The sequence below is a fragment of the Kosakonia sp. H7A genome (assembly GCF_003028445.1).
GTDB lineage: Bacteria > Pseudomonadota > Gammaproteobacteria > Enterobacterales > Enterobacteriaceae > Kosakonia > Kosakonia radicincitans.
Genome location: NZ_PYTZ01000002.1, coordinates 764,350 through 789,557, shown reverse-complemented (window position 1 = coordinate 789,557; position 25,208 = coordinate 764,350). Strand labels below are relative to the sequence as shown.

The following is a 25,208-nucleotide window of genomic DNA, read 5'->3' as shown; positions in this document are numbered from 1 at the left end:
ACTATGACGCCGCAAGAAAATTATCATGACTGGCTACGCGACGCGCACGCCATGGAAAAACAAGCGGAATCGATGCTTAGCGCAATGAGCAGCCGCATCGATAATTATCCCGACCTGCGTGCAAGAATTGAGCAGCACTTAACTGAAACTAAAGGGCAAATTAAACTTCTGGAAGAGGTTCTCGACCGCAACAATATTAATCGCTCATTAATGAAAGATGCCACCAGTAAAATGAGCGCGATGGGTCAGGCCGTTGGAGGCATGTTTGCTTCTGATGAAGTTGTCAAAGGCTCAATTAGCAGCTACGTATTCGAGCAATTTGAAATTGCCTGTTATACGTCATTAATTACGGCGGCAGAAAAAGTCGGTGATATTGCCAGCATCGATATTTTCAAACAAATTCTTGCCGAAGAGAAAGCGATGGCTGAATGGGCATTTAATCATTTACCCGACGTTACCGAACAATTTTTACTTCGCGATGCCGCTGCCGGTGTGGAAGCTAAAAAATAAACTAAAGCATCAGGAGAATTTATGTTTCGACACGTAAAACAACTACAGTACACCGTACGCGTCAGCGAGCCAAACCCAGGGCTGGCGAACCTCTTACTGGAACAGTTCGGCGGCCCGCAAGGCGAGCTGGCGGCCGCCTGCCGTTATTTCACTCAGGGTCTGGGTGATGACGATGTGGGCCGCAAAGAGATGTTGATGGATATTGCCACCGAAGAATTAAGCCATCTGGAAATTATTGGAACTCTGGTCGGCATGCTGAATAAAGGCGCGAAAGGCGAACTGGCCGAAGGGACAGAAAAAGAGGCGGAACTTTATCGCTCTTTAACCGCCAATGGCAATGACAGCCATATTACCTCGCTGTTATATGGCGGCGGCCCTGCCCTGACGAATTCCGGCGGCGTGCCGTGGACGGCGGCTTATATTGATACCATTGGCGAAGTCACGGCGGATATGCGCTCCAATATTGCGGCGGAAGCGCGCGCGAAAATTATTTACGAGCGGCTGATTAATGTCACGGACGATCCGGGTGTTAAAGATGCGCTGAGTTTCCTGATGACGCGAGAAGCGGCGCATCAGCTCTCCTTCGAGAAAGCGCTCTATTCCATCCGTAATAACTTTCCGCCAGGTAAATTGCCGCCCATCGAACAGTACAGCAATGTGTACTACAACATGTCCGAGGGCGACGATCCGCGCGGAAGCTGGAACAGCGACGAGAACTTCGACTACGTGGCCGATCCGCAACCTGCCGTGGATGGCGGCGATGGCCTCGCCACGGTACAACTCAACGATAAACAGCGCGCGCTGGTGAAAGCGATGGCGAAGCGTACGCAATCCGATCCCGGCGTTGATCCGCTGACCGGTGCAGAGCTGGGTAGCGGAGAGCCGCAAGAGAAATAATACTTACTGATAACCTGTCGTATTCACCCCTTAGCTTAGGGGTGTTTTTTTTTGTGGGGTAACCGGGCATGTTCGAATTCGATGCATTCCATCTGGCAAGGCTTCAGTTCGCCTTTACGGTCTCGTTTCACATTATTTTTCCTGCTATCACCATCGGGCTCGCCAGCTATCTGGTGGTGCTTGAAGGGTTATGGCTGAAAACCAAAAATCCCGACTGGCGCGCGATGTATCACTTCTGGTTGAAGATCTTCGCCGTCAACTTCGGCATGGGCGTGGTCTCCGGGCTGGTAATGGCTTATCAGTTTGGTACCAACTGGAGCGGCTTTTCCCAATTTGCCGGCAGTATTACCGGGCCATTGCTCACCTATGAGGTGCTGACCGCCTTCTTCCTTGAAGCGGGTTTTCTCGGCGTCATGCTGTTTGGCTGGAATAAAGTGGGGCCGGGGCTGCACTTTTTCGCTACCTGCATGGTGGCGCTGGGCACGCTGATGTCCACGTTCTGGATCCTTGCCTCTAATAGCTGGATGCATACGCCGCAAGGGTTTGCCATTGAAAATGGTCAGGTGATCCCTGTCGACTGGTTCGCAGTCATTTTTAACCCCTCGTTCCCGTACCGTTTACTGCATATGACCATTGCCGCGTTCCTCAGCACTGCCCTCTTCGTTGGCGCTTCCGCTGCCTGGCACTTGCTGCACCGCAATGACACACCGGCAATCCGCAAAATGTTGTCGATGGCGATGTGGATGGCGCTGGCCGTTGCGCCACTGCAGGCCTTTATTGGCGATATGCATGGCCTGAACACACTGAAGCATCAGCCCGCGAAGATCGCCGCCATTGAGGGGCACTGGGAAAATCCGCCCGGTGAAGCCACGCCGTTGTTGTTGTTTGGCTTGCCGGATATGGAACAAGAGCGCACGCGATACGCGGTGGAAATCCCTTCTCTCGGCAGCCTGATCCTCACCCACTCGCTGCATGAACAAGTGCCTGCGCTGAAAGATTTCCCGAAAGCGGATCGGCCCAACTCCACCATTGTCTTCTGGTCATTTCGTCTGATGGTCGGGATGGGGCTATTGATGATCGCGCTCGGCGTTGCCGCTTTGTGGTTACGTTTTCGCCAGCGGCTTTATGCATCGCGCCCCTTCCTGTACTTCGCGCTGTGCATGGGCCCGGCGGTGTTGATTGCCATTCTTGCTGGTTGGGTGACCACCGAAGTCGGTCGGCAACCCTGGGTCGTCTATGGGCTGCTGCGCACGGCGGATGCGGTTTCCCTGCACAGCACCTTACAGATGAGCCTGAGCCTGCTGGCCTTTATCGTGGTGTACACCTCAGTCTTCGGCGTCGGCTACAGCTATATGGTGCGGTTGATTAAGAAAGGACCGCAGCCCTGGGATGAACACGCAACCGACGGCAGACCGGCGCGCCCGCTCTCTGCGGCGGGTGAAAGTTTGCAGGCGGAGGAGAAAAAATAATGGGCATCGATTTATCGCTTATCTGGTTTGTCATCATCGTCTTTGCCACGCTGATGTATATCGTGATGGACGGCTTCGATCTGGGCATCGGTATTCTTTTCCCGGCGATTCAGGACGGCGGCGAACGGGACGTTATGGTGAACAGCGTCGCGCCGGTGTGGGATGGTAACGAAACCTGGCTGGTGCTCGGCGGCGCCGGGCTTTTCGGTGCGTTTCCTCTTGCTTATGCGGTGATCGCCGATGCGCTGGCCATTCCGCTGACATTAATGTTGATCGGTCTTATTTTTCGCGGCGTGGCGTTTGAGTTTCGTTTTAAAGCCACGCCGAATCACAAACCGTTCTGGGATAAGTCCTTTCTAGCCGGATCGCTGCTGGCGACCTTTATGCAGGGCGTGGTGGTCGGCGCGGTGATCAACGGTTTTGCCGTCACCGGCCGCACCTTCAGCGGCGGTTCGCTCGACTGGCTGACGCCCTTTAACCTGTTCTGCGGCATTGGGCTGATCATCACGTATGGCCTGCTGGGCGCCAGCTGGCTGGTGATGAAAAGTGAAGGAAACCTGCAACAGAAAATGCGTGTTGTCGCCAGAACGCTGTTGCTGGCGCTGCTGGTAGCGATGGCCGCGATCAGCCTGTGGACGCCGCTTTCCCATGCGGCGATCGCCGAACGCTGGTTCAGCCAGCCGAATATCTGGTTTTTTGCCCCGGTTCCGCTGCTGGTGATCCTCTTCAGCGTCTGGTTATGGCATACGCTGAGCAACGTGCAATACCATATTTTGCCGTTCGTTTTGACGCTGGGGCTGGTTTTCCTCGGCTTTAGCGGGCTTGGCATCAGTATCTGGCCGCATATTATTCCACCGGATATCACGCTGTGGCAGGCCGCCGCGCCGCCGCAAAGCCAGGGCTTTATGCTGGTTGGCGCCCTGCTGATTATTCCGGTGATCCTGGTTTACACCTTCTGGAGTTACTACGTGTTTCGCGGAAAAATCCAGCATGGCGCGGGGTATCACTGATGTCATTTAAACGTATCGCACCGAAAATCATGTGGTTTGTTGGGCTGTGGTTTGCCAGCGTGCTGGCCCTGTTTCTCGTCAGCTCTGTGCTCAGGCTGCTGATGTCAATGGCCGGGCTACGCGCGTAAGGCAACGCGGGAAGGTTTACTCAATCTTGCCGCTGAAAACGCGAAATCCCCAGCTGTTATAAAGCAGCGTAATGGGCGCCAGTAACGCAAAACTGATCAACAGAAATTTTTGCGTTTCTGGCGGCGCGGCCGCCTGGTGAATCATCACATTAACCGGAACGATAAACGGAAACAGGGTAAACACCAGCGCGCCCAACGCACAGCTCACCAGCACGAGGATCGCCGCCAGCGGCATAAACGCGTAGCGCCGCGCAAGGCTGAACCCTAACCCGGCGGCGGCGATTACCGCCACGCTGAGCAGCGGCAGCCACAGCCACGGGTTCAGCAGATGGCGACGCCAGGTTTCCTGTAAGTGCCCCGTCCAGAAGAGTAATCCCGCCACCAGTAACGCGGCGAGCACGCCAAGCGGCAGGATCGCGCGCCTGCCCCACTGTTGCAATGCGCCAGTGCAGCGCCAGTTCAACCAGCCGGCCCCCATCAGGCAGTAACCGACCACCAGTGCCAGCGCACAATACAGAGGAAACGGGCTGAACCACTCGCCGCCGGTGCCGTTAAACTGCTGGCCGTCATTCGGAATACCCTCGATCAGACAGCCAACAATGGTGCCCTGCGCGATGCTCGCCAGTAATGAGCCGCCCACCAGCATCGCATCGAACAGGCGCGGGGCGTGGTGACGATACTCGATCGCCATCCCACGCACGACCAGCGCCAGCAGCATGGCAAAAACCGGGACATACAGCGCGCTGAGAATAATGGCGTATGCCAGCGGAAACAGCCCGAGCAGCCCGCCTGCCGCCAGCACCAGCCAGGTTTCGTTACCGTCCCACACTGGCAGCAATGAGAGATTAATCGTCTTACGGGAAGCGGCATCGCGCTGCAATCCACACAGCATACCGGTGCCGAGATCGGTGCCATCAAGCAGCACGTAGATCCACACGCTCAGTACCAGCGCCGCCGCCGACAGCGTTTGCAGCCAGGGTAAACCCAACACGTCACTCATTCATCGGTTCCTCTTCCCGTGCGTTGCGCCACTTCTGGCATTGCGCTCTCTTCGTCCGGCTGCGGCGGGTGCGCGAGCAAACGCAGCAGAAACCACAGCCCGAGGCTGAACAGCAGCAGATAAACGGTGACGGTCGTCGCCAGAGAACCCAGCAGTAAACCCGGAGCTATCGGCGATGCGCTTTCGTCGGTGCGCAGCAGGCCATATACCGTCCACGGCTGGCGTCCGGCTTCCGTCACCACCCAGCCCGCCAGCATGGCGATAAACCCGGCGGGTGCCATCAGCACCATCAGTTTATGCAGCCAGCGTGCGCGCCACAGACGGCCGCGCAGGCGCACCACCAGCCCGGCAATACCCGCCGTGGCCATCAACAGACCAAGGCCGACCATCAGGCGAAAAGACCAGAACACCAGCGGTACCCACGGTCGCTCGTCGGCGGGGTATTGATTGAGGCTATGAATGGTACCGCTCAGGTTATGGCGCAGATAGAGCGAACCGATATCAGGGATGGCGACTTCATAACGGTTACGCTGTTCGGCCATATCCGGCAGCGCAAACAGCCGCATCGGCTCGCCTTCGCCCGGCGGCGGCGGGTTCCAGCTCCCTTCCATCGCCGCCAGTTTTACCGGCTGGTGATCGCGGGTGTTTTCGCCATGCAGATCGCCAAGCACGATTTGCAGCGGTGCCATTACCACCAGCATCCACATGCCGAGAGAGAACATTTTGCGCGCCGCCGGATGACGCGCATCGCGCAGCAAATGCCATGCGCCGCTGGCCGCCACCAGGCAGGCGGTGCCGAGCAGCGCGGCCGCCACCATGTGCGCCATCCGCCACGGAAACGACGGGTTAAAAATGACTGCCCACCAGTCCACGGGACGAAAGCGTCCATCCGCGCCGATGGCAAAACCGTCCGGCGTTTGCATCCACGAATTCGCCGCGAGGATCCAGAAAGCACTGAAAAACGATCCCAGCGCCACAATGCAGGTCGCCATAAAATGGACCCACGGCCGCACCTTGCCCATGCCGAACAGCATCACGCCCATAAAACCGGCTTCAAGAAAGAACGCCACCAGCACTTCCATATAGAGCATCGGTCCGAGCACCGCGCCTGTCCGGCTCGCCAGCCCGCTCCAGTTGGTACCAAAAGCAAACTCCATCACCACGCCGGTCACCACGCCGACGGCAACATTAAGGGCGAAGATTTTGCTCCAGTAGCGCCACAGGCTGAGCCAGACCTGCTGCCTGCGCCAAAGCCACACCCCTTCCAGTAGCATCAGAAACTGCGCGAGGCCAATGGTGAACGCCGCCAGCACGATATGAAAGCCGATGGTAAAAGCAAATTGCATACGCGCCAGCAGCAGGGCCGTTTCCGGGCTGATGTCAGGCATCGCTGGGCTTACCGGTAAAGGCGGATATCGGCTTGTCTACCGACTCCTCCATCCGCCGGGAAAACGCCGCCAGCCCATGGAGCAGCGGCCGTAACGCACGCCACAGATCGTCATCCTGCAACATCTTCCACGCCCCGTGTACGCCGGGCGCTTTTTCCTCATCATCCGCTTTTGGCTGGCTTATCACCTCTGCCAAATCACGCAGGCCAAAGGCCAGTTTATAGACGCGATCCGGCGGCAGTGAAGAGAGCGCCATCAGCATCAGCGAGATATTCTGGATGGCATTCAGCGTACCCTGGCGCTGCAAGCCGTTGACGAGGATCTGCGCGACGTCGTTGTTCGCCGCGACCAGATCGTTCAGTAACCGCAGCACGCCGTGCTGGTGCAGGGTTTCCAGCAGGCGATCCAGTTCTTCGTGGGCGTCCGGCCCGATTTTTGCCGGTTCCGGCTGATACTCAATCGATTTCGCCATTAAAATTTCTCCGGATGAGGTTCATGTTCCGGCGGCTCGCGGTAATCGTCGCGACGCCATTTCGCTTCCACCGGCACCCCGGTGATGGGGGTACGCTTACCGTGGCGGAAGTTATGTTCCGGTAAAGGATTGGGATGGGGCGTTCTGTCGAGCGCGTCGAGGCGGATAGAGATCTCTTTATAGGCTGGCGTATTCACCGCCGGATCGTGATGTTCGCCGGTCAACTGATTGATGCCCTCTTTACCCTGGTGAATCGAGATAAACAGCACCTTGCCCTGCACCCGTTCGGTGACCACCACCGGAACCTCCAGCGCGCCACGGCGGGAACTCAGCCTGACCCAGTCGCCGGTGTTCAGGCTGCGGCCAGCCGCCAGTTCGGGGCTGATTTCAACATACCATTCGGGGGAAAGGCTGGTGGTGCGCCCGCCTCTGCCGCTCTGGTTGGTGGACTGAAAGTGCTCCAGCATGCGGCCATTATTCAGCAGCAGATCGTAGTCGGCATCCGCCTCTTCCGCCGGGGGCTGCCAGCTCACCGGATAGAGCGTGGCGCGGCCATCCGCGCTTTTGAATGTGTCGGTATAAAGCAGCGGCGTGCTGCTGCCATCCACCTTCACCGGCCAGAGTTGCGATTTCCAGCCCTCCAGCCGCTCATAGCTGACGCCCGCAAAACTCCCGGCGATGCTTGCCACCTCGGCCATAATTTGCCCCGGATGGGTATAGCCCCAGTCGAAGCCCATCCGCGCGGCAAGCTGAGTCAGGATCAGCCAGTCCGGGCGGCTGTCGCCGAGCGGTGGCATCACCGGGTAGAAACGCTGAATGCGCCGTTCAGTGTTAACAAACGAACCCTCTTTCTCCACGCTGGGACAGCCTGGCAGCACCACGTCAGCGAACTGCGCGGTGCGGCTGAGAAACAGATCCTGCACCACCAGAAAATCCAGCTCGCTAAATCCCTGGTGCACATTGGTGGTATCGGCATCGGAAAAGGCCGTCTCCTCGCCAATCACATACATCGCGCGAAGCTGGTCGCTTCTGGCGAGTTTGACCATCATGAAATTGTCTTCGCCCACCTCCAGCGAAAGCCGCTGCGGGTCTACGCCCCAGGCGCGTGCCCACTTTTCGCGCACTTGCGGATCGCTGACCGATTCATATCCCGGATAGAAATTTTTCAGACAGCCAAAATCGCTGGCTCCCTGCACATTGTTATGCCCGCGCATCGGATAACCGCCGGTGCCCGGCCGCCCGTAGTTGCCGGTCACCAGCAGCAGGTTGGAGAGCGCGGTGCTGGTATCTGCGCCGTGGCTGTGCTGGGTGATGCCCATCGCCCACATGATGCAGACGCTGCCCGCGCGGCCAATCCGCTCCGCCGCCCCACGCAGATCCGCTTCCGGAATGCCGGTAATTTGCGCGGCATAATCGAGGGTGAAGGGCTCAAGCGAGCGGCGGTACGCCTCGACATTGTTAACGCGCTGCGAGAGAAACGCCTCGTCGGCGTAGCCATGGTCAAACATATAGCGGGACATTGCCGAGGCCCAGACCAGATCGGTACCGGGGTGAATACGCAGATGCTGATCGGCGCGTTCGGCCATTTCATGGCGGCGCGGATCGACCACCAGCCACTGTTGGCCGCGCTGTTTTTTCGCGGCCTTCAGCCGTGAAGCAATCACCGGATGGTTTTCTGCCGTATTGCTGCCGACAATCACCACCAGCTCCGCCTGCGCCAGATCCGCAATGGTGCCCGCATCGCCGCCATAACCCACGGTACGAAACAGCCCTTCGGTGGCCGGGTTCTGGCAGTAGCGCGAGGAGTTATCGACGCTATTGGTGCCGATAATCAGCCGGGCGATTTTTTGCGTCAGGTAGGCTTCTTCATTACTGCCTTTGCTGGAGCCAATAAAACCGATACTGTCCGGCCCGGTTTCATCGCGGATCGCCAGCAGCCGTCTGGCGACCAGATCCAGCGCCTCCTCCCAGGAAGCAGGCCGGAAGTGGTCGTTTTCGCGGATCAGCGGCGTGGTCAGCCGCTCCGGGCTGTTAATAAAATCCCAGGCGAATTTCCCCTTCACGCAGGTGGAGATGCCGTTGACGGGCGCGTCGGTGACGGGCTGGACTTTCAGCAGATGGCGATCGCGCGTCCACATCTCAAAGCTGCATCCCACGCCGCAGTAGGTGCAGACCGTTTTGGTGCGTTTAATCTCCTGCTGGCGCAGTTGGGTATCGATCACAGACACCCCGGAAACGATCTCCGCGCCGATGGTATTTTCCAGCGCCTTCACCACATTAATTAACGGGCGTTTCAGCGACTGGCGCATCGAGGTAAACGGCCCGGCATCAGGCTGCATGGTTTTTTCCAGCAGCGCGTTACAGGGGCAAACCGTGACGCAATGGCCGCAACTGACGCAACTGGAACCCGCAATCCGCGTGCCGCCATCCCACAAAACGCGCGGATGCTCCTGCGTGTAATCAATGCTCAGCGTTTCGTTCACTTCCACATTCTGGCAGGCTTCCACGCAGCGCCCGCACAGGATGCACTGATCGGGATCGTAGGTGTAAAACGGGTTGGATTCGTCCTTCACGTAGGGTTTACGCTGCCACGCATAGCGCTGGATCGGCAGATGCATGTCCACCATGGTGTTGTGCAACGTACAGTCGCCGGTGTTGTGTTCGCAGACCGTGCAGTAGAGCTCATGTTTCGCCAGCAGGCGATCCATTCCCTCTTCGCGGGCAGCGCTGGCGTGCGGGTTGGCGCTGTTGATCACCAGGCCTTCGTGGCTGCGTAGCGTACAGCCGCGCACCAGTTTCCCCGCCTGTTCCACCCAGCACACATCGCAGGTTTGCAGCGGCTCCAGCGCCGGGTGGTAGCAGACATGGGGTAAGGTCCTGTTGCAGGCATCGAGAAAATCGATCAGGGGGATGTCCGCCGGGCCAACAAGGGCCTGGCCGTCGTAAATTACGGTACATTTTTGCAGGCTCATTTTGCTTCCTCAGACCCATCCTCTACGCCCGTTCCCGTCTGCGGGGAAATGTTCACCTTCCGCGTGTGTACGCAGCGAGTTTTTTTACATGACGTATCGATGATGTTTAAAAATAGCCGCTACAACATGGCGGCCAAAATGTCAGGCGGTCATCGCCTTATCCAGAGATATTTAGGTATTTTCTTATGCCGTTAAAAAAGGCCACGCGTGTGGCCCTGTTCACGATTATTTTTTTGGCGGAACGGGTTTTTTATCGCCGGATTCCGGTGCTTCATGGGGATCGTCTTTTTCAACCTGTAACATTGTTACCTCCTCATTATTTACGCAGATTTTTCACTATAGCCAGGTACGGGAAAAAACAGCCAGGCGGCAGCAGGCAGATTATATTTCCCGCTGCGCTTGTTTTATTTCAGTATGCGCTCTTCAGCATTTAGTCCGATTCAGCTAATAAGCGAATTAATCGACCGAGGGCATAATTAGTGGCCTCTTTGATATTCGCTTCGCTGTCGCCGGTAAACTGTTTCACCCGGGTATGCACGCTGTTGTCGGCTAGCTGCCAGGCAAACCAGATCGTGCCCGCTGGCGTGCCATCTTCGCCACCGTCCGGCCCGGCGTAGCCGCTGACCGCAATGCCGATATGCGCCTGCGACTGGCGCACTGCGCCCGCCGCCATCTCGATAACGGCCTGTTCGCTTACCGCCGTGTGCGCGGTAAGGGTTTCGCGACTGACGCCAAGCATGATCATCTTGGCTTCGTCGGTAAAGGTCACAAACCCGCTGCCATAGAACGACGGGGTATTCTCCGCTGCGCACAACGACGAGGCGATCATCCCGCCGGTGCAGGACTCCGCCGTCGCCAGTTGCAGCTTCTTTTCCGTTAACAACCGCCCCAGTTCATTGGCAATAGATAACGAAGGTGTGGTCATCAAATCGCTCTCCAGAGTAAAGGCACAGACGCCGCAGCGCCTGCGCCTGGATCAGACGGTGGCTTTTTCCGCATTCATGCCGGGCACGAGGATCACTTTGCGGCACTCTTCCTGGCGTTTTTCGAAGATTTCATACCCGCGCGCCGCCTCTTCCAGTGGCATGTGGTGGGTAATAATCTCCTCCGGCTTCAGGTGTCCCTGTTCGACAAGCGCCAGCAATTCCGGCAGCCAGGCATGAACATGTGTCTGCCCCATTTTGAAGGTCAGCCCTTTATCGAAAGCGTCGCCGAACATAAAGCCGTGGATAAACCCGGCGTAGACGCCCGGCACGCTGACGACGCCGCCACGCCGCACTGCGGCGATACATTGCCGCAGCGCTTTCCCGCTGCTGCCCTCAATTTTGAGCGTACTCAGCACGGTTTCCGTGATGCTGCCTTTCGCTTCAAAGCCCACAGCATCTATCACCGCATCAACGCCCCGGTTACCCGGTGTATTTTCGATAATCCACGCTGCGGGATCGTCGTTTTTATCGAAATTAATCGGGATCGCGCCATAGCGTTGCCGGGCAAACTCCAGCCGGTAATCGTTGTGATCGACGATAAAAATCTGCTCAGCGCCTTTAAAGCGCGCGCAGGCCGCCGTCAGCAACCCCACCGGCCCGGCACCGTAAATGGCCACCCGCGAGCCCGGTTTCACTTCCGCATTGATCACCGCCTGCCAGGCCGTCGGCAGAATATCGGAGAGGAACAGCACCTTCTCATCCGGCAGAATGTCCGGGACTTTAAAAGGCCCGGTGTTGGCTTTCGGCACGCGGACATACTCCGCCTGCCCGCCCGGAACACCGCCGTACAGGCTGCTGTAGCCAAACAGCGCGGCGGGCGGCGTGATACTCTTGCGATTCAGCGCCGCGCCCTGCCCGCTGTTGGTGCTTTCACAGGCCGAATATTGCTGCAACCGACAGAAAAAACAGTCGCCGCAGGCGATCACAAACGGGATCACCACCCGATCGCCCTTGCTGACGTTTTTCACTTCCGGCCCGGCTTCGACAACCTCGCCCATAAATTCGTGGCCGAAGATATCGCCATGATGCGTACCCGGAATTTTGCCGCGGTACAGATGCAAATCGGAGCCACAAATCGCCGTCGCGGTCACGCGCAGAATGATGTCGTCCGGGGCGGCTAACCCCGGATCGTCGACGTTCTCGACTTTGACGCTATGAGGTCCGTGATACGTTAATGCTTTCACAGGCGATTCTCCTGACGTTGATAAAAGAGAGCTGCGCGTTACACGGTTCCAGTACCACCGTCAGAACACCAGACCTGTCCTGACGCATAGCTGTTTTCAGACGAAGCCAGGGTGACATACAGCGGTGCAATCTCTGCTGGCTGGCCTGGACGGCCGAGCGGCGCGGAGGCACCAAATTGCTCGATTTTTTCCTGCGGCTGCCCGCCGCAACACTGCAGCACCGTCCAGTATGGGCCTGGCGCAACGGCGTTCACGCGGATCCCTTTCGGCCCCAGCTGTTTGGCGAGGGATTTGGTAAACGTCGCAATAGCCGCTTTGGTCTGGGCGTAATCAAGCAGTATTTCGCTCGGTTCGTACGCCTGAACGGAGGTGGTATTAATAATTGCCGCCCCGCGCGACATCTTTTTCAGCGCGGCTTTCGTTATCCAGAACATGGCGTAGACGTTGGTTTTGAACGTGGCGTCAAACGCTTCAGTGGTGAGATCTTCTATCGATTCACAGAACTGCTGACGCCCGGCGTTATTCACCAGCAGATCCAGCCCGCCTAACGCTTCGCTGGCCTGTTCCACTAATTGCTGGCAGAACGTTTCGTCGCGGATATCGCCAGGGATCGCCACCGCCTTGCGCCCGGCTTCTTTGATCAGGGCAATCACTTCCCGCGCATCGTCCTCTTCCGCTGGCAGATAGTTGATAGCCACATCGGCCCCTTCGCGGGCAAAGGCAATGGCAACAGCGCGGCCAATACCGGAATCCCCGCCGGTGATCAGCGCCTTACGGCCATTCAGCCGACCGCTGCCCTGGTAACTTTTTTCACCGTGATCGGGACGCGGCTCCATTTTCCCGGACAGGCCAGGGAACGGCTGTTTTTGATGTGGAAATGGCGGAACCGGGTAGTTTTCGGTATTAGTCTGATTTGTGGTGTGCTTCGGGTTATTTATGCTATCCATTCGCTTACCTCTCAATGTTTAATTACCACGAACATAAAGGGTAGAACAAAAATAGCGATGAATGAAAATAACGAAGCTGAAAATAATATCTCACCGCTTACGACACCTAATTTACCGCCTCGCTTTGCAATATTGTGGAATATAGTCTCTGCAGCGTCTATACCCTTTTAAATAGCTAAACGATACAGTGGAGAGATATGGGATATTTGGCGTGGACGGCAGCAACCGGCTGTTTATTATTATTGATGTCACTCTCTTATGGCTGGATAAACCGTGCACCGGTGTCGGTTTTTGGCCTTTATCTTTTGGTGGGTATTGCCTGCGGCCCCTGGGTATTTAATATTCTCAATATTGATATTGCCGCGCACGCCACGCTGACCAGCCGGGTTACGGAAATCGCCATGGCGGCTTCGCTGTTTATTACCGGGCTAAAAATTCGCCTGCCGCTGACGTCACCTTACTGGAAGATGGGGATCAAACTGGCGCTGCCCGGTATGTTGCTCACTATCGGCGGAATGATGCTGGCCGCCCATTTCATGACCGATCTCTCCTGGCCGCTGTCGCTGGCGCTTGCCGCGATCCTCGCCCCAACCGATCCGGTGCTGGCAAGCCTGGTCTCCATCAACGATGCCAGAGATGGCGACCAGCTCCGAATCGCCCTTTCCAGCGAAGCCGGGCTGAATGACGGCACCGCTCTGCCATTTTTGATGCTGGCGCTGATCTGGCATCGGGCAGGCGGCAGTATCATCACCGATGAGTGGCTTAGCTGGCTGAGCATCGATCTGCTCTGGGCACTGGTGGGCGGGCTGGCTATCGGTTTTTTGCTGGGACGCAGCATCGGGCTTATCGCCACCCGCTCGCGGCATGCTCAGGGCGAAGTGGCACCCAGCGATTTTGTCGCGCTATCGCTGATCTGTCTCAGTTTTTCCCTTGCCATGGCCGTCAGCGCCTCCGGTTTTCTTGCCGCGTTTGCCGCCGGGGTTGGGCTGCGCAGCGCCGAAGTTAGCGTGCAAAAAAAGCATCCGGATCAGAAAGAGGTTGAGCACGACTTACCGGCAGAAATGCAGGTCAATCCCCACGCGCGTCACGCGCTGGCAGAACATAACCCGATCAAATCGGTGGGGCTGGTGATTGGCGATGCGCTCTCCTTTGGCGATACGGTTGAGCGGATATTTGCGGCGGTGCTGGTGATTATTCTGGGCGTCACGCTGGCACAGCACTGGGATATGCCCGCCCTGGTGCTGGCTTTCATGCTGTTCGTCATTATTCGACCGCTGTCGGTGCTGCTGCTGACCTGGCGTTCGGGAGAGTCGCTGTTTCACCGTCTGAGCCTCGGATGGCTGGGGATCCGCGGCATCGGCAGCCTGAATTATATTGCGTATGCGTATATGCACGGGCTGGACAGCGCCCGCGCGGGCGAGCTGGCCGATATCGCCATTACGATAGTGACCTTCAGCGTACTGATCCATGGCATATCGGTCACCCCGTTACTGACGCTGCGCCGCAAACGGGAGCAGGATTAAGATATGAACCCGATGCATCTTACATAAGAGAAACTGTATTAAAAACGTCTCGTTAAAACGCAAAAAAGGAGGACAGAATATTATTTTCTGGTGATGTTTTTGATATTAATTGGGATTTATCTGAATTGAAATTACTATCGAATTCCCGGAACCTGCACATACTAAAGAGTTACTTTATGTTCTTTCGCATAATATCAGGAACGACACTCGCCATTCTGTTAGCTTTATCACCTTTATCTCACGCAGCAAATTCAGCACCCACTGTTCAGGAAGGCGACTGGGTCGCCAACGAATTTACCTTTAATAGCGGTGAAAAACTCAACGATCTGCGTATTCATTACTACACGCTCGGCGATCGCAGCAAACCTGCGGTATTACTCCTGCACGGAACGAACCAGCCGATTAAAGCGTTGCTGGCGCCAGGATTTGCCGGTGAGTTATTTGCCCCCGGCGCAGCGCTCGATAGCAGTAAATATTTCATCATCATCCCGGAAAGTATTGGCTCGGGGAAATCCTCCAAGCCGTCAGATGGTTTGCGCATGAACTTTCCGCACTACGATTATGACGATATGGTGACCGCACAATATCGCTTAATTAAAGAAGGCCTCGGTATTTCGCATTTGCGCCTGGTGATGGGTTATTCAATGGGCGGTATGCAGACCTGGCTGTGGGGAGAAAAATACCCGACGATGATGGATGCGCTGGTGCCGATGGCCTCGCAGCCTAACGAGCTTTCTGGCCGTAACTGGATGATGCGGCGCATGTTAATTGAGTCGATCAAAGCCGATCCGGCCTGGGCGCAGGGCAATTACCAGCAGCAACCGCCTGCGCTGAAGACCGCCAATATTATGTTCAGTATTGCCACCACCGGCGGCACGCTGAATTACCAGCATAAAGCGCCAACCCGCGCCCTGGCCGATAAACTGGTGGATGAGCGTCTGGCCGCACCGGTCACTGCGGATGCCAACGACTTTATTTATATCTGGGGCTCCTCGGCGAACTATAACGCCTTACCAGCGTTAAACCGTATTACCGCGCCGATGCTGATCATTAACTCCGCCGATGATGAACGTAATCCGGTAGAAACCGGGATCCTCAGTGGCGAACTCCACAAAATAAAACAGGCTGAGCTTTTTCTTATTCCGGCCAGCGTGGAAACCAGCGGCCACGGCACCATGATGTCGGCAAAATTTTACCGCGACAAACTGCGCGCTTTTTTGGCCGCCACACCTCAACGGCAGGATAAAAAGTAATTTCTTTACCCAGGAAGTGACGCACGTTGCTTCCTGATTTTTCGCATAACAACGTTATTTTCACCCCTCTTTTCTTTCTTCATTAATCGGTAACAGGGAAAACGCTATGTTTCGTCGAATAAAGATCCGTACTGCTCTTAGCATGATGATATTTTCACTGACGGCCTTATTACTGTTCGTGGGTATTCTGGGATTGGTGGCGGTACAGTCCGGGAATAAATCCTTTGCCCGCGTCGATACGGAAGTCTTACCCGGTCTGGTTGCCTTAAATGAAAGTTCCGAGCTATTACTGCGTGGTCGTCTGGATTTACGCTTGTATGAATCGCTGGTCGGTAACGGCGAAACCGAGAAAGCCAACGTGGCGCTGGAGCGCGCACGCGGCAAAATTGATAGCGCCAGCGGCAAATGGCAGGAGTACCTGAAATATCCGCAATCGGCTGAAGAGCAAGTTATCGCCAATGAAATGGCCACCACCCGCGCCGCGCTGATGAATGAATTTATCGATCCGGCCTTTGCGGCGCTGAAAGCGGGCAAACTTGACGAATATCGCCAGCGCGCCGGGAAATCAACCGCGCTGTATGCGGCATTTGATAAGGCCTCCAAATCGCTGGTCGCGTTTAAAATTAAAAGCATTGACCACGCCTATGATGACTCCAACAACCGCGTTAAACGCATGGAGTTTGTTCTCTACTTCTCTATTGCCTGTGCGCTGGTACTGGCGGGCCTGGCCTGGTCGGTGATGACCAACCTGATTGTCAAACCGCTCAATAACGTGATTACCGTGTTTGACCGTATTGCCGAGGGCGATTTGCGCGCGCGCATTGATGTTGCCGGGAAAAACGAAATCGCCCAACTCTTCGCCGCCGTACGGCGTATGCGTGATGGTCTGGAGAATATGGTACGCATGGTGCGTAACGGTACGGATGCCATCGGCTCCGGCGTGGAAGAGATTACTTCCGGCAATATCGATCTCTCCAGCCGTACCGAGCAACAGGCCGCCTCGCTGGATGAAACCGCCTCCAGCATGGAGCAGATTATGGCGACGGTAAAAAATAACGAAGACAACACGCGTAAAGCGAACGAACTGTCGCAAAAAGCCTCGAACACCGCTTCGCGTGGCGCAACCGTGGTTTCGGAAGTGGTTTCTACCATGAATGCTATCGAAAAAAGCTCTGCGCAAATTGGCGATATTGTCGGAGTGATTGATGGAATTGCCTTCCAGACCAACCTGCTGGCGCTGAACGCCGCCGTCGAAGCAGCCCGTGCCGGGGAAGCCGGACGCGGCTTCGCGGTGGTGGCATCGGAAGTGCGCGTGCTGGCACAGCGCAGCGCCACGGCAGCAAAAGAGATTGGCACGATGATCAGTGATTCGCTCAGCCGCATCGAACAGGGTTCCGGGCTGGTGAAAGAAGCTGGCGCGACAATGAACGAAGTGATGGTCGATGTGAAAAAAGTGGTCGAGATCATGGATGACGTGATGCTGGCTTCCGGCGAGCAGACGCGTGGTATTTCGCAGATGAATATCGCCATTCATCAAATGGACGGCGTCACTCAGCAGAACGCCTCGCTGGTTTCCGAAGTCGCGACCGCGGCCAGTTCCCTGCAACAGCAGGTGGTGAATTTGCAGCAGTCTGTCACACGTTTCCTGGTCGATGACGCATCGCAGCAGTCAGGAAATGGCCGCCACGCCGGACCGCAGGGAATGGCGCTGGCTAACGCCAATTAAGGAAGTTTGCACGACAACATCCACGCTACGGCGTGGATGTTTTTCTCCCCGTCACCGCCCCCGCGCAAAAAACACAGCCCTCTTCCGCCAACAATCAGCGCGCCGCCGGACCGCTTTTTGCTTGACCTTGCCCCGGTGCCTGCCCGTACTATCAGCGCCATATATCATCAAAATTAATGGTTGGCGTACACATGGAACAGGTTGAACACGGTGATAATGCGTTGCTGCTGAGCGAGTGGCAGGATTTGCTGAACCAGACTTCGCCGCAGGTTCACGACATTTTGACTGCACTCAGTGATGAGGAAATCCGTCATCTGGTGACCGCTTTTTATGACTACATGCTTTCACATCCTGAAAGTGAACTGTTTTTAAATACCGATCAGGTCAGCTCGCGGCTTAGCCACAGTATGTTCCACTGGTTGCGCAGCGTGCTCGGCAGCGCCAGTGAAGATCTGCCGCAACTGTTAGAGAATCAGCGGGCAATTGGCATTGTGCATGCGCGCATTGGCTTACCGCTGGATCTGGTGGCGCGCGGCGCGCGCAAGCTCAAGAATGAGCTTTATCATCTGCTTCAGGCCAAAGCGACCATTCCCGCCTCGCTGCTCAGCGATACCCTCTGTTTCAGTAGCCTGGCGATGGATACAGCCATCGAAGCGATGACGGTCTCTTGGTCGCCGGGCTATCAAAACTCCATGCAGGCGCAGGAGCAGTATCGCCTGTTATCCATTTATGACGACGTGAACGTTGAGCGCGAACGACAGATTAACGCGCTGACCAGCTGGGAAAATCAGTTTATCTACAATATCGCTACTGGCTTACCGGCGGCGGACATTATCACCTTGTCGGCGTCGGAATTCGGTATGTGGCTGGCGCATAAGGGCCGTTATTTGCTGGGTAATCAGGAGATGCTGGCCAGCATTGATGAGCTGATTAAACAGGCGGACGATCGGCTGGTACGGATGCGGGCCAGCGAAGAGGTACTGACTGCGGAGTCGCGCCTGAGCCTGTTACAGGCCATCCGGCAGCTTACCGGGCAGATCCATCGTCTCCTTGCGGCGATGTTTGACGCACTGGTGGAGCTGGAGAACGGCAAAGATCCGCTGACGCAACTGTTTAACCGCCGCTTTATTCCGACCATTATGCGGCGGGAAATTTCGCTGGCGCTAAATGTGCGTAAACCGTTTGTGCTGGCGATGATCGACATTGATTATTTCAAGAAAATCAATGACAGCTTTGGCCACAATGCGGGCGATATTACGCTGAAAAGCGTGGCGACGGTGATTTTTGACCACTTCCGCAGCAGCGATTATGTGTTCCGCTATGGCGGCGAGGAGTTTATGGTGCTGCTGGTGGAATCGGATCTGTCGCAGGCGCGCATTATGCTGGAAACCTTACGCGCAAAAATCGCCGGGCTGGCGATTGAAGTCGCACCCGGTAAACCCATTTCCGTCACCGTCAGCATCGGCCTTGCGGAATTTGATTATCATCCGGATTACAAACGGTTAATTGAGAAAGCGGACCGCGCGCTGTACGCGGCTAAAAGCCACGGGCGCAACCGGCTGGAAACGAGCCGGAACTGAGTATCACCCGTTCCGGCTCTTTGACTTAACGGTAAACAATACCGCCATCAATCAGAATTGACTGCCCGGTGACATAATCGGAATCCGGGCCAGCCAGATAAGAGACCAGGCTTGCGACATCATCCGGCGTTTCGGCGCGGCCAAGCGCGATACCGCCAACGTATTTGTTCCAGGTTTCGCCAATCGCGGCACCGGTGATTTCTGAGAAGCGTTTATCGATTTCTGTCCACATGCCCGTGCCGACAATCCCCGGGCAATAAGCATTTACCGTGATCCCACGGCTGGCGTACTCTTTCGCCGCCGTTTGCGTCAGCGCACGCACAGCAAATTTCGTTGCGGAGTAGATGCCGAGCAGGGCAAAGCCATCATGCCCGGCAATAGAACAGGCATTGATAATTTTCCCTTTCTGTTTGCGGTCGATAAATTTTTTCGCCGCCGCCTGGATGCCCCACAGCGTTCCCTGCACGTTGATCCGCATAATGCGATCGACCTCTTCCGGCGTCACATCGGCCAGTGCCTGCACCTGCGCGATACCGGCGTTGTTGACGATAATATCGAAGCCGCCAAGCTGGCTTTCCGCCTGGTTGACGGCCTCATACACCTGCTCGCGATCGGCGATATCAGCCACGAAAGTGGCAACCTGACGTCCCAGTGCTTTTACCTCTGCGGCAACCGCGTCCAGCCCTTCGCGTTTAACATCAACCAGCATCAGCGACGCTCCATCCTTTGCCAGACGCAAAGCAATACCCCGGCCAATTCCCTGACCCGCGCCGGTGACCAGAGCAACTTTATTTTCGATAGCCATAATCTCTACTTACCTCATCCTGATTAACAGTTATTCTGCCCGCTGGCGCACAGTCTTTTGGGCAAAACAGCCTGACTATGCACCGACGGTGGATGGTGATTTACTCTATAGACACGAACAGAGATGGCCTACCCCCTCTGATGGGGGGGAAAGCACAGGGCGAGAGAGTGGCGACATGGCGTTTTTATCCTCAATCAGGGATGTACCCGCAGTGCAGACGCACGATGAACCGTTCCGTTTCGCCCGCGCGTTACCGCTGATCCTCACCAAGCTCACGCCGCCGCGCTCGCCGGGCGCATTAGTACACCGTGACCGGCTGTTACAGCAGCTTGACGGCGCCGCATCCCGTAACCTGACGCTGGTGTGCGCCGCCGCCGGGTTTGGCAAAACGACGCTGCTGGCGCAGTGGTATCATCACCGCCAACAACAGGGCGACAGCATCGCCTGGCTGAGCCTTGAAGAGGATGACAACTCGCCGCTGCTGTTTATGCGTTACTTGCAGGAGGCGTTACGCCCGCTCAGCCAGCAGGAAAAAAATCCATCATCGTCGTTGTCCAGCGGCGAACTTGCGGGTGATTTTGCTCTCTTCTGCGCCACGCTGATTAACCTGTTGCACACGCACCCGCGCCCGCTGTACCTCATTCTTGATGATTACCAGAATATTCAGCACCCGGAGATCCATGCCGGGATAAGCTGGCTGTTGGCGCATGCGCCCGCCTGCCTGCATCTGGTTTTAGGCAGCCGGAGTCCGCCGCCATGGGCGCTCAGCCGCCTGCAAATCGAGGATCAACTGCTGGAGATCGATGATGACGCGCTGCGCTTCACCCACGATGAAGCCCACCGCTGGTTTTCCGCGACCACCGCGGCACCGGTAAAAAAAGAGAGGCTTCACCGGTTAATTTCGGTCACTGAAGGCTGGATTGCGGGCATGAAAATGGCCGCCCTTGCCCCGCACGGTCGCACCGATAACGAGGGGAGCCTGCGGGCCAGTTCCCGATCGGTTTCGCGCTATCTGGATGAGGTCGTCTTCGCCCCGCTACCGGCTGATGTGTTTGATTTTCTGCTGCGAACGTCCCTGCTCAATCGTCTCCATCCGGCATTGTGCGATGCCGTAACTGGTCTGCATAACGGCGAGGAGATGCTCGCCTGGATAGCCGGGCGCAACCTGTTTCTCTCCACGCTCGACGACGAAGGATTCTGGTTTCGTTACCACCCGCTGATGCGCGATGCATTATTAACGCGTTTACAGCGTCATGGGCAGGAAGCCGTGAGTTTGCTGCATGAACGAGCCAGCACCTGGTTTGCCGCCCAACAGCTGTGGGCTGAAGCCATCCGCCATACGCTCGCCGCCGGTAAACCGATGACCAGCCATGCCGTTGCCGGGGCGCAATCGCTGGCTGAAGAGGGCGATATCGATACCATGGTGCGCTGGATGCGCTATCTGCCTGCGGACGTGACGCCCGCGCGTATCGAACTGCAAATCAACCTCGCATGGGCGCTGGCGCACTATTTCCGGTTTGACGATGCGCGTCAACTGCTGGATGAGCTCGACGATCTGGCGGCAAAAAACCCGGAGCTGGCCCGCCCTGCCCGCATCAAACTACGCGTGGTGCGGGCGATTTGCGAAGCCTTCGCCGAAAATATTGCTGCCAGTCTCGCCATTGTGGAGCCGCTGTTGCAGGCGGTGCCCTGCGGCGATATCTGGGTAGATGGCCTGGTGTGCAATATTCTCAGCTACGGCTACCTTGTCGCCTCACGCCCGCAGCAGGCGCTGGCTGTTCATCAGCGTATCGCCATTGCGCAAGCGCCGCTGCGCAACCTGTTTGTGGAGGTTTATCGTGCTTTCGTGATGGCGCAAGCCTGCCTGCGCCAGGGGGATTTAACACAGGCTGAACAGCTGGCTTCCCGCGCGCTGAGTCATGCGGAACAGCATACCGGCGCAAATTCCAGCAGCAGCGCAACGCTGGCACCGGTGCTGGCAGAAATCGCCTGGGAACAGGGAAGCGATGAGCGTATCGAAGCGCTGTTGACCCTGCGGCTGCAAACCATTGATGACGTCTGCCCGCCGGACGGTCTGAGCAGTTGCTACCGTGTACTGGCACATCAAGCGCAGCAAAACAATCAGCCCCACGAAGCGCAGGCGCTGTTACAGCATGCTGAACAGCTGGCTGAGCGACGCGGCTGGTTGCGCATCCGCGCTTTTTTGCTCGCTGAGCGGCTGGCGCTTTACCTGCTGGCGGGTCATCACGATGCCGCCGAAAGTGCGCTGGCGCAGTTGCTGCAGATTCGCGCGGCGGATCCTCATCAACAAACACTTATCGACAGGTACTGCGCCATCAGCCAGTGCCGGATGCAGATGGCGCGCGGCGAACCGCTGATAGCAGCAAGGTTACTGCACACGCAGGTAGATGCGCTTGAGGAGTGCGGCGAATGGCTTAGCGCTGTGCGCTTGCGCTTGCTGGAAGCCATTGCCCTGTTCCGCGGCGGAGAAATCGCGCAGGCGGCTACGGTGGGCTTACCGGCACTGCAAAGCGCGGTGGGGAAAAATCTGCGTCGCAGCCTGCAAGACCTCGGCCCGGATCTTGCGCTGTGGCTGGCTCACTTGAATAAGCAGCCCGCGCGGGATGTTGTCATCCATACGCTGCTTAGCCAGTTGAGCGCGATGCTGCCCGCCTCCGCAACCGCAAGCCTGCGGTTAACGGAGCGCGAACAGCAAACGTTGTGCTTAATTGCCGACGGCCATTCCAACAAACAGATCGCCCGCTCGCTGGGGATTTCTGTGGAAACCGTCAAATGGCACCTGAAACAACTGTATGAAAAGTTGCAGGTGAAGGGGCGCATTCAGGCGGTCAATCAGGCGCGTAAACAACAACTGTTACGCTGACTACTGGCGAAGGGCTTCCAGCAACGCCTGATTAAAACGCGTCGGTTCTTCCATCTGCGGCGCGTGGCCCAGCCCGGCAAACTCAATCAGCTTCGCGCCAGGAATCGCTTTCGCCGCTGCTTTACCCAGCTGTGCATAGTGGCCCAGCTTCGCTTTCACCGCCGGTGGCGCAATGTCGCTGCCTATTGCCGTGGTATCCGCCGTGCCGATCATTAACGTGGTTGGCGTTTGCAAATCCTTAAACTCGTAGAACACCGGCTGAGTAAAGATCATGTCGTAGATCAGCGCCGAGTTCCATGCCACCCGCTCATGCCCCGGCCCTTTATTCAGCCCTGCCAGCATCGTTACCCAGCGCTCGTATTCCGCTTTCCAGCGCCCGACGTAGTAAGTTTTCAGTTCATATTCGCGGATACTCGCCGCCGAGAGTTTCAGCTCCCGCTGGTACCATTGGTCCACCGTGCGATACGGCACGCCGAGCGCTTTCCAGTCTTCCAGACCGATCGGGTTCACCAGCACCAGTTGTTCAACGGCTTGCGGATACATCAGCGCATAGCGCGTCGCCAGCATTCCCCCGGTAGAATGGCCAACGATCACCGCACGGGAAATACCCAGTCTTTGCAGTAAAGCGTGGGTATTGTCGGCTAATTGCTGAAAAGTGTACTGATAATGCGCGGGTTTGCTGGAGGTGCAAAAGCCGACCTGATCCGGCGCGATAACCCGGTAACCCTGCTGGCTCAGCGCCGCAATCGTGCTCTCCCAGGTAGCGCCGCAGAAATTTTTGCCATGCAGCAGCACCACCGCCCTGCCGTTGCTTTTGCCGACCGGCGCAACTTCCATATAGCCCATTTGCAGGTTCTCGCCCTGTGAGGTAAAAGCGAACGTTTGCTTAGGATACGGATAGGCAAAACCTTCCAGTTGCGCGCCGTACGACGGCGTGTCGTCCGCGCTGGCATACCCGGTATACAGCGCCGCGAGCAGCATCAGCGGCAGACATTTTTTCATTCCAGATGGCATGAGGGTTCCTCCTTGAATAGAGCGCAAAAAGAAAGCATAGCCTGCTTTCGCCCGGCGTGGGCAAATGCGCCCGGCTACGCTGCGTTGCTCTCCAGCCGCTGACGATGCCGCAGGCCGGGGAACATCTTCATCCATAGCGCCACCACCAACAGCGTGCCGATACCGCCCAACGCCGCAGCGGGCACCGCGCCGAGCCACGCGGCGAGCATCCCGGATTCAAATTCGCCAAGCTGGTTCGAGGTGTTGATAAAGATCGAGTTAACCGCATTGACCCGCCCGCGCATCTCATCCGGGGTATCCAGTTGCACCAGCGAACCGCGGATCACCATACTCACCATATCGCAGCCGCCGAGGGCGAACAGCGCCAGCAGCGACAGCCACATCAGGTTTGAAAACGCAAACACCAGCGTCGCCACGCCAAACCCGGCGACGCTCATAAACATGATCATGCCGACGTTGCGCGTAAGCGTTCGGTGGCTGAGCCAGAAGCCCACCAGCAGCGCCCCGACCGCAGGCGCACTGCGCAGCAAACCCAGCCCCAGCGGCCCGGTATGCAGGACATCGTGAGCGAAAATGGGCAGCAGCGCCGTCGCCCCGCCCAATAACACGGCAAACAGATCGAGGGAGATCACGCCCAGCACATCCGGGCGGTTGCGGATAAAATTCACCCCGGCGAACAGCGATGAAAGCGTAGCCGGGGTACGTTTCGGCTGCGCCTGTTCATAGCGCAGCGTGCTCACCAAAAGAAGCGACACCAGATATAGCCCCGCCGTGGCGGTATACACCACATCCGCGCCTGCCGCATAGAGAAAGCCGCCCAGCGCCGGGCCGACAATCTGCGCGGCCTGGCCGGAAACCGCATTGGCGGCGGTGGCGCGGGGTAAAATCGAGGCCGGAACCAGCGCCGGTAGCATCGAAATCATCGACGGTGATTCGACGGTTTTGGCGCAGGAGATAATAAAAATCAGCAGCAGGATCACCCAGACGCTGGCGTCGCCTTGCCACGTCAGCCAGGCCAGTGCCGCAATCGCCAGCCATTCGCAAATCTGCCCGATCAGCACCACGCGGCGCCGGTCAAACTGATCGGCGATATGCCCGGCAGGCAGCGCCAGCGTAACAGAAGGAACAAACTGCACCAGACCAATCATCCCCAGCCAGAAGGCGCTTTGCGTCTGGGAATAGATCTGCCAGCCGACAATGATGGACAACATCTGGAAACCAAAGCTGGAACTGGTTCGCGCCAGCCAGAACGCCACAAACGAACGGTGCTGCAATAAACGACCATCACTGCCGGGTAATACGGGTGCCATAGTTTATCTCATCTTATCCCCGCCATATTTCAAGTTGCATGTGCGTTGGCTTTCCTGTTCGGCGCATCCCTGAGCCTCCCCCTTTCGGGGCCAGCGCTAGCGCTGTTCAAAACGGAAAAGCGTTTTGTCCTGCAACTCGAATTATTTTGG

General features: G+C 57.0%; 20 protein-coding genes. 10 read left to right on the top strand and 10 right to left on the bottom strand.

Annotated features, from left to right (window positions below):
• Positions 1 to 3 precede the first annotated feature (3 nt).
• The 5 genes from CWM66_RS11700 to CWM66_RS11680 all read left to right on the top strand — a co-directional run bounded on the left by CWM66_RS11700 (position 4) and on the right by CWM66_RS11680 (position 4,014).
• Positions 4 to 510 (top strand): ferritin-like domain-containing protein, encoded by a 507-nt coding sequence (locus tag CWM66_RS11700; protein WP_035888556.1) that lies wholly within the window; start codon positions 4 to 6, stop codon positions 508 to 510.
• A gap of 21 nt (positions 511 to 531) precedes the next feature.
• Positions 532 to 1,407, top strand: coding sequence for a manganese catalase family protein (locus tag CWM66_RS11695; protein ID WP_007371784.1), 876 nt, complete (start codon positions 532 to 534; stop codon positions 1,405 to 1,407).
• A gap of 68 nt (positions 1,408 to 1,475) precedes the next feature.
• Positions 1,476 to 2,876: a cytochrome ubiquinol oxidase subunit I gene (locus CWM66_RS11690; RefSeq protein ID WP_107146685.1), complete on the top strand. Its 1,401-nt coding sequence runs from the start codon at positions 1,476 to 1,478 to the stop codon at positions 2,874 to 2,876.
• Entirely contained in the window at positions 2,876 to 3,886 is a 1,011-nt protein-coding gene (cydB, locus tag CWM66_RS11685; RefSeq protein ID WP_071920917.1) for a cytochrome d ubiquinol oxidase subunit II, read from the top strand. The genes CWM66_RS11690 and cydB overlap by 1 nt, the downstream gene beginning before the upstream one ends.
• Positions 3,886 to 4,014: a DUF2474 family protein gene (locus tag CWM66_RS11680; protein WP_082934097.1), complete on the top strand. Its 129-nt coding sequence runs from the start codon at positions 3,886 to 3,888 to the stop codon at positions 4,012 to 4,014. Before cydB ends, CWM66_RS11680 begins: the two co-directional genes overlap by 1 nt.
• 16 nt (positions 4,015 to 4,030) lie before the next feature.
• Here CWM66_RS11680 and CWM66_RS11675 read toward each other — a convergent pair whose 3' ends face one another.
• From CWM66_RS11675 to CWM66_RS11645, 7 genes are all read right to left on the bottom strand, one after another.
• Positions 4,031 to 5,014, bottom strand: coding sequence for a cytochrome d ubiquinol oxidase subunit II (locus CWM66_RS11675; protein WP_090396702.1), 984 nt, complete (start codon positions 5,012 to 5,014; stop codon positions 4,031 to 4,033).
• The gene (locus CWM66_RS11670) at positions 5,011 to 6,402 is read right to left on the bottom strand and encodes a cytochrome ubiquinol oxidase subunit I (RefSeq protein ID WP_090396700.1); all 1,392 of its coding nucleotides are present in this window, start codon (positions 6,400 to 6,402) and stop codon (positions 5,011 to 5,013) included. The genes CWM66_RS11675 and CWM66_RS11670 overlap by 4 nt, the downstream gene beginning before the upstream one ends.
• On the bottom strand, positions 6,395 to 6,874 hold the full coding sequence (locus CWM66_RS11665) for a DUF1641 domain-containing protein (protein WP_079517812.1): 480 nt from the start codon (positions 6,872 to 6,874) through the stop codon (positions 6,395 to 6,397). Before CWM66_RS11665 ends, CWM66_RS11670 begins: the two co-directional genes overlap by 8 nt.
• Entirely contained in the window at positions 6,874 to 9,846 is a 2,973-nt protein-coding gene (gene fdhF / locus CWM66_RS11660) for a formate dehydrogenase subunit alpha (RefSeq protein ID WP_107146684.1), read from the bottom strand. The genes CWM66_RS11665 and fdhF overlap by 1 nt, the downstream gene beginning before the upstream one ends.
• Positions 9,847 to 10,276: 430 nt before the next feature.
• On the bottom strand, positions 10,277 to 10,771 hold the full coding sequence (locus CWM66_RS11655; RefSeq protein WP_051644036.1) for a 2-oxo-tetronate isomerase: 495 nt from the start codon (positions 10,769 to 10,771) through the stop codon (positions 10,277 to 10,279).
• Between the two features lie 51 nt (positions 10,772 to 10,822).
• Positions 10,823 to 12,016 (bottom strand): zinc-dependent alcohol dehydrogenase, encoded by a 1,194-nt coding sequence (locus CWM66_RS11650; protein WP_007371774.1) that lies wholly within the window; start codon positions 12,014 to 12,016, stop codon positions 10,823 to 10,825.
• Between the two features lie 38 nt (positions 12,017 to 12,054).
• Positions 12,055 to 12,963, bottom strand: coding sequence for an SDR family oxidoreductase (locus CWM66_RS11645; RefSeq protein ID WP_107146683.1), 909 nt, complete (start codon positions 12,961 to 12,963; stop codon positions 12,055 to 12,057).
• Positions 12,964 to 13,160: 197 nt separating this feature from the next.
• Here CWM66_RS11645 and CWM66_RS11640 point away from each other — a divergent pair, with 197 nt between their 5' ends.
• The 4 genes from CWM66_RS11640 to CWM66_RS11625 all read left to right on the top strand — a co-directional run bounded on the left by CWM66_RS11640 (position 13,161) and on the right by CWM66_RS11625 (position 19,045).
• Positions 13,161 to 14,486 (top strand): sodium:proton antiporter, encoded by a 1,326-nt coding sequence (locus CWM66_RS11640; protein WP_107146682.1) that lies wholly within the window; start codon positions 13,161 to 13,163, stop codon positions 14,484 to 14,486.
• Positions 14,487 to 14,662: 176 nt separating this feature from the next.
• Positions 14,663 to 15,739: an alpha/beta fold hydrolase gene (locus tag CWM66_RS11635; RefSeq protein ID WP_071920924.1), complete on the top strand. Its 1,077-nt coding sequence runs from the start codon at positions 14,663 to 14,665 to the stop codon at positions 15,737 to 15,739.
• Positions 15,740 to 15,845: 106 nt separating this feature from the next.
• Complete coding sequence (locus tag CWM66_RS11630; protein ID WP_071920925.1) at positions 15,846 to 17,465, top strand: methyl-accepting chemotaxis protein; 1,620 nt, start codon at positions 15,846 to 15,848, stop codon at positions 17,463 to 17,465.
• A 191-nt stretch (positions 17,466 to 17,656) separates the two neighbouring features.
• A complete protein-coding gene (locus CWM66_RS11625; RefSeq protein ID WP_007371768.1) occupies positions 17,657 to 19,045 on the top strand; it encodes a diguanylate cyclase in 1,389 nt (462 codons plus the stop codon).
• Positions 19,046 to 19,070: 25 nt separating this feature from the next.
• Here the strand turns inward: CWM66_RS11625 and CWM66_RS11620 are convergent, their stop codons facing one another.
• On the bottom strand, positions 19,071 to 19,850 hold the full coding sequence (locus CWM66_RS11620) for an acetoin reductase (RefSeq protein WP_007371767.1): 780 nt from the start codon (positions 19,848 to 19,850) through the stop codon (positions 19,071 to 19,073).
• Between the two features lie 175 nt (positions 19,851 to 20,025).
• Here CWM66_RS11620 and CWM66_RS11615 point away from each other — a divergent pair, with 175 nt between their 5' ends.
• Complete coding sequence (locus tag CWM66_RS11615; protein WP_107146681.1) at positions 20,026 to 22,734, top strand: LuxR C-terminal-related transcriptional regulator; 2,709 nt, start codon at positions 20,026 to 20,028, stop codon at positions 22,732 to 22,734.
• On the opposite strand, the gene CWM66_RS11610 is transcribed toward CWM66_RS11615, so the two are convergent.
• Entirely contained in the window at positions 22,735 to 23,748 is a 1,014-nt protein-coding gene (locus tag CWM66_RS11610; RefSeq protein ID WP_233218383.1) for an alpha/beta fold hydrolase, read from the bottom strand.
• Positions 23,749 to 23,822: 74 nt separating this feature from the next.
• Positions 23,823 to 25,058, bottom strand: a complete 1,236-nt coding sequence (locus CWM66_RS11605; RefSeq protein WP_007371764.1) for an MFS transporter — start codon at positions 25,056 to 25,058, stop codon at positions 23,823 to 23,825.
• Positions 25,059 to 25,208 lie beyond the last annotated feature (150 nt).

What these genes read in the sequence shown, in the direction of transcription:
- CWM66_RS11610 (WP_233218383.1), bottom strand. Translation starts at nt 23,748, where the DNA reads ATGCCATCTGGAATGAAAAAATGTCTGCCGCTGATGCTGCTCGCGGCG.
- CWM66_RS11695 (WP_007371784.1), top strand. Translation starts at nt 532, where the DNA reads ATGTTTCGACACGTAAAACAACTACAGTACACCGTACGCGTCAGCGAG.
- fdhF (WP_107146684.1), bottom strand. Translation starts at nt 9,846, where the DNA reads ATGAGCCTGCAAAAATGTACCGTAATTTACGACGGCCAGGCCCTTGTT.
- CWM66_RS11640 (WP_107146682.1), top strand. Translation starts at nt 13,161, where the DNA reads ATGGGATATTTGGCGTGGACGGCAGCAACCGGCTGTTTATTATTATTG.
- CWM66_RS11630 (WP_071920925.1), top strand. Translation starts at nt 15,846, where the DNA reads ATGTTTCGTCGAATAAAGATCCGTACTGCTCTTAGCATGATGATATTT.
- CWM66_RS11605 (WP_007371764.1), bottom strand. Translation starts at nt 25,058, where the DNA reads ATGGCACCCGTATTACCCGGCAGTGATGGTCGTTTATTGCAGCACCGT.
- CWM66_RS11700 (WP_035888556.1), top strand. Translation starts at nt 4, where the DNA reads ATGACGCCGCAAGAAAATTATCATGACTGGCTACGCGACGCGCACGCC.
- cydB (WP_071920917.1), top strand. Translation starts at nt 2,876, where the DNA reads ATGGGCATCGATTTATCGCTTATCTGGTTTGTCATCATCGTCTTTGCC.
- CWM66_RS11665 (WP_079517812.1), bottom strand. Translation starts at nt 6,874, where the DNA reads ATGGCGAAATCGATTGAGTATCAGCCGGAACCGGCAAAAATCGGGCCG.
- CWM66_RS11680 (WP_082934097.1), top strand. Translation starts at nt 3,886, where the DNA reads ATGTCATTTAAACGTATCGCACCGAAAATCATGTGGTTTGTTGGGCTG.
- CWM66_RS11670 (WP_090396700.1), bottom strand. Translation starts at nt 6,402, where the DNA reads ATGCCTGACATCAGCCCGGAAACGGCCCTGCTGCTGGCGCGTATGCAA.
- CWM66_RS11675 (WP_090396702.1), bottom strand. Translation starts at nt 5,014, where the DNA reads ATGAGTGACGTGTTGGGTTTACCCTGGCTGCAAACGCTGTCGGCGGCG.
- CWM66_RS11690 (WP_107146685.1), top strand. Translation starts at nt 1,476, where the DNA reads ATGTTCGAATTCGATGCATTCCATCTGGCAAGGCTTCAGTTCGCCTTT.
- CWM66_RS11645 (WP_107146683.1), bottom strand. Translation starts at nt 12,963, where the DNA reads ATGGATAGCATAAATAACCCGAAGCACACCACAAATCAGACTAATACC.
- CWM66_RS11620 (WP_007371767.1), bottom strand. Translation starts at nt 19,850, where the DNA reads ATGGCTATCGAAAATAAAGTTGCTCTGGTCACCGGCGCGGGTCAGGGA.
- CWM66_RS11655 (WP_051644036.1), bottom strand. Translation starts at nt 10,771, where the DNA reads ATGACCACACCTTCGTTATCTATTGCCAATGAACTGGGGCGGTTGTTA.
- CWM66_RS11625 (WP_007371768.1), top strand. Translation starts at nt 17,657, where the DNA reads ATGGAACAGGTTGAACACGGTGATAATGCGTTGCTGCTGAGCGAGTGG.
- CWM66_RS11615 (WP_107146681.1), top strand. Translation starts at nt 20,026, where the DNA reads ATGGCGTTTTTATCCTCAATCAGGGATGTACCCGCAGTGCAGACGCAC.
- CWM66_RS11635 (WP_071920924.1), top strand. Translation starts at nt 14,663, where the DNA reads ATGTTCTTTCGCATAATATCAGGAACGACACTCGCCATTCTGTTAGCT.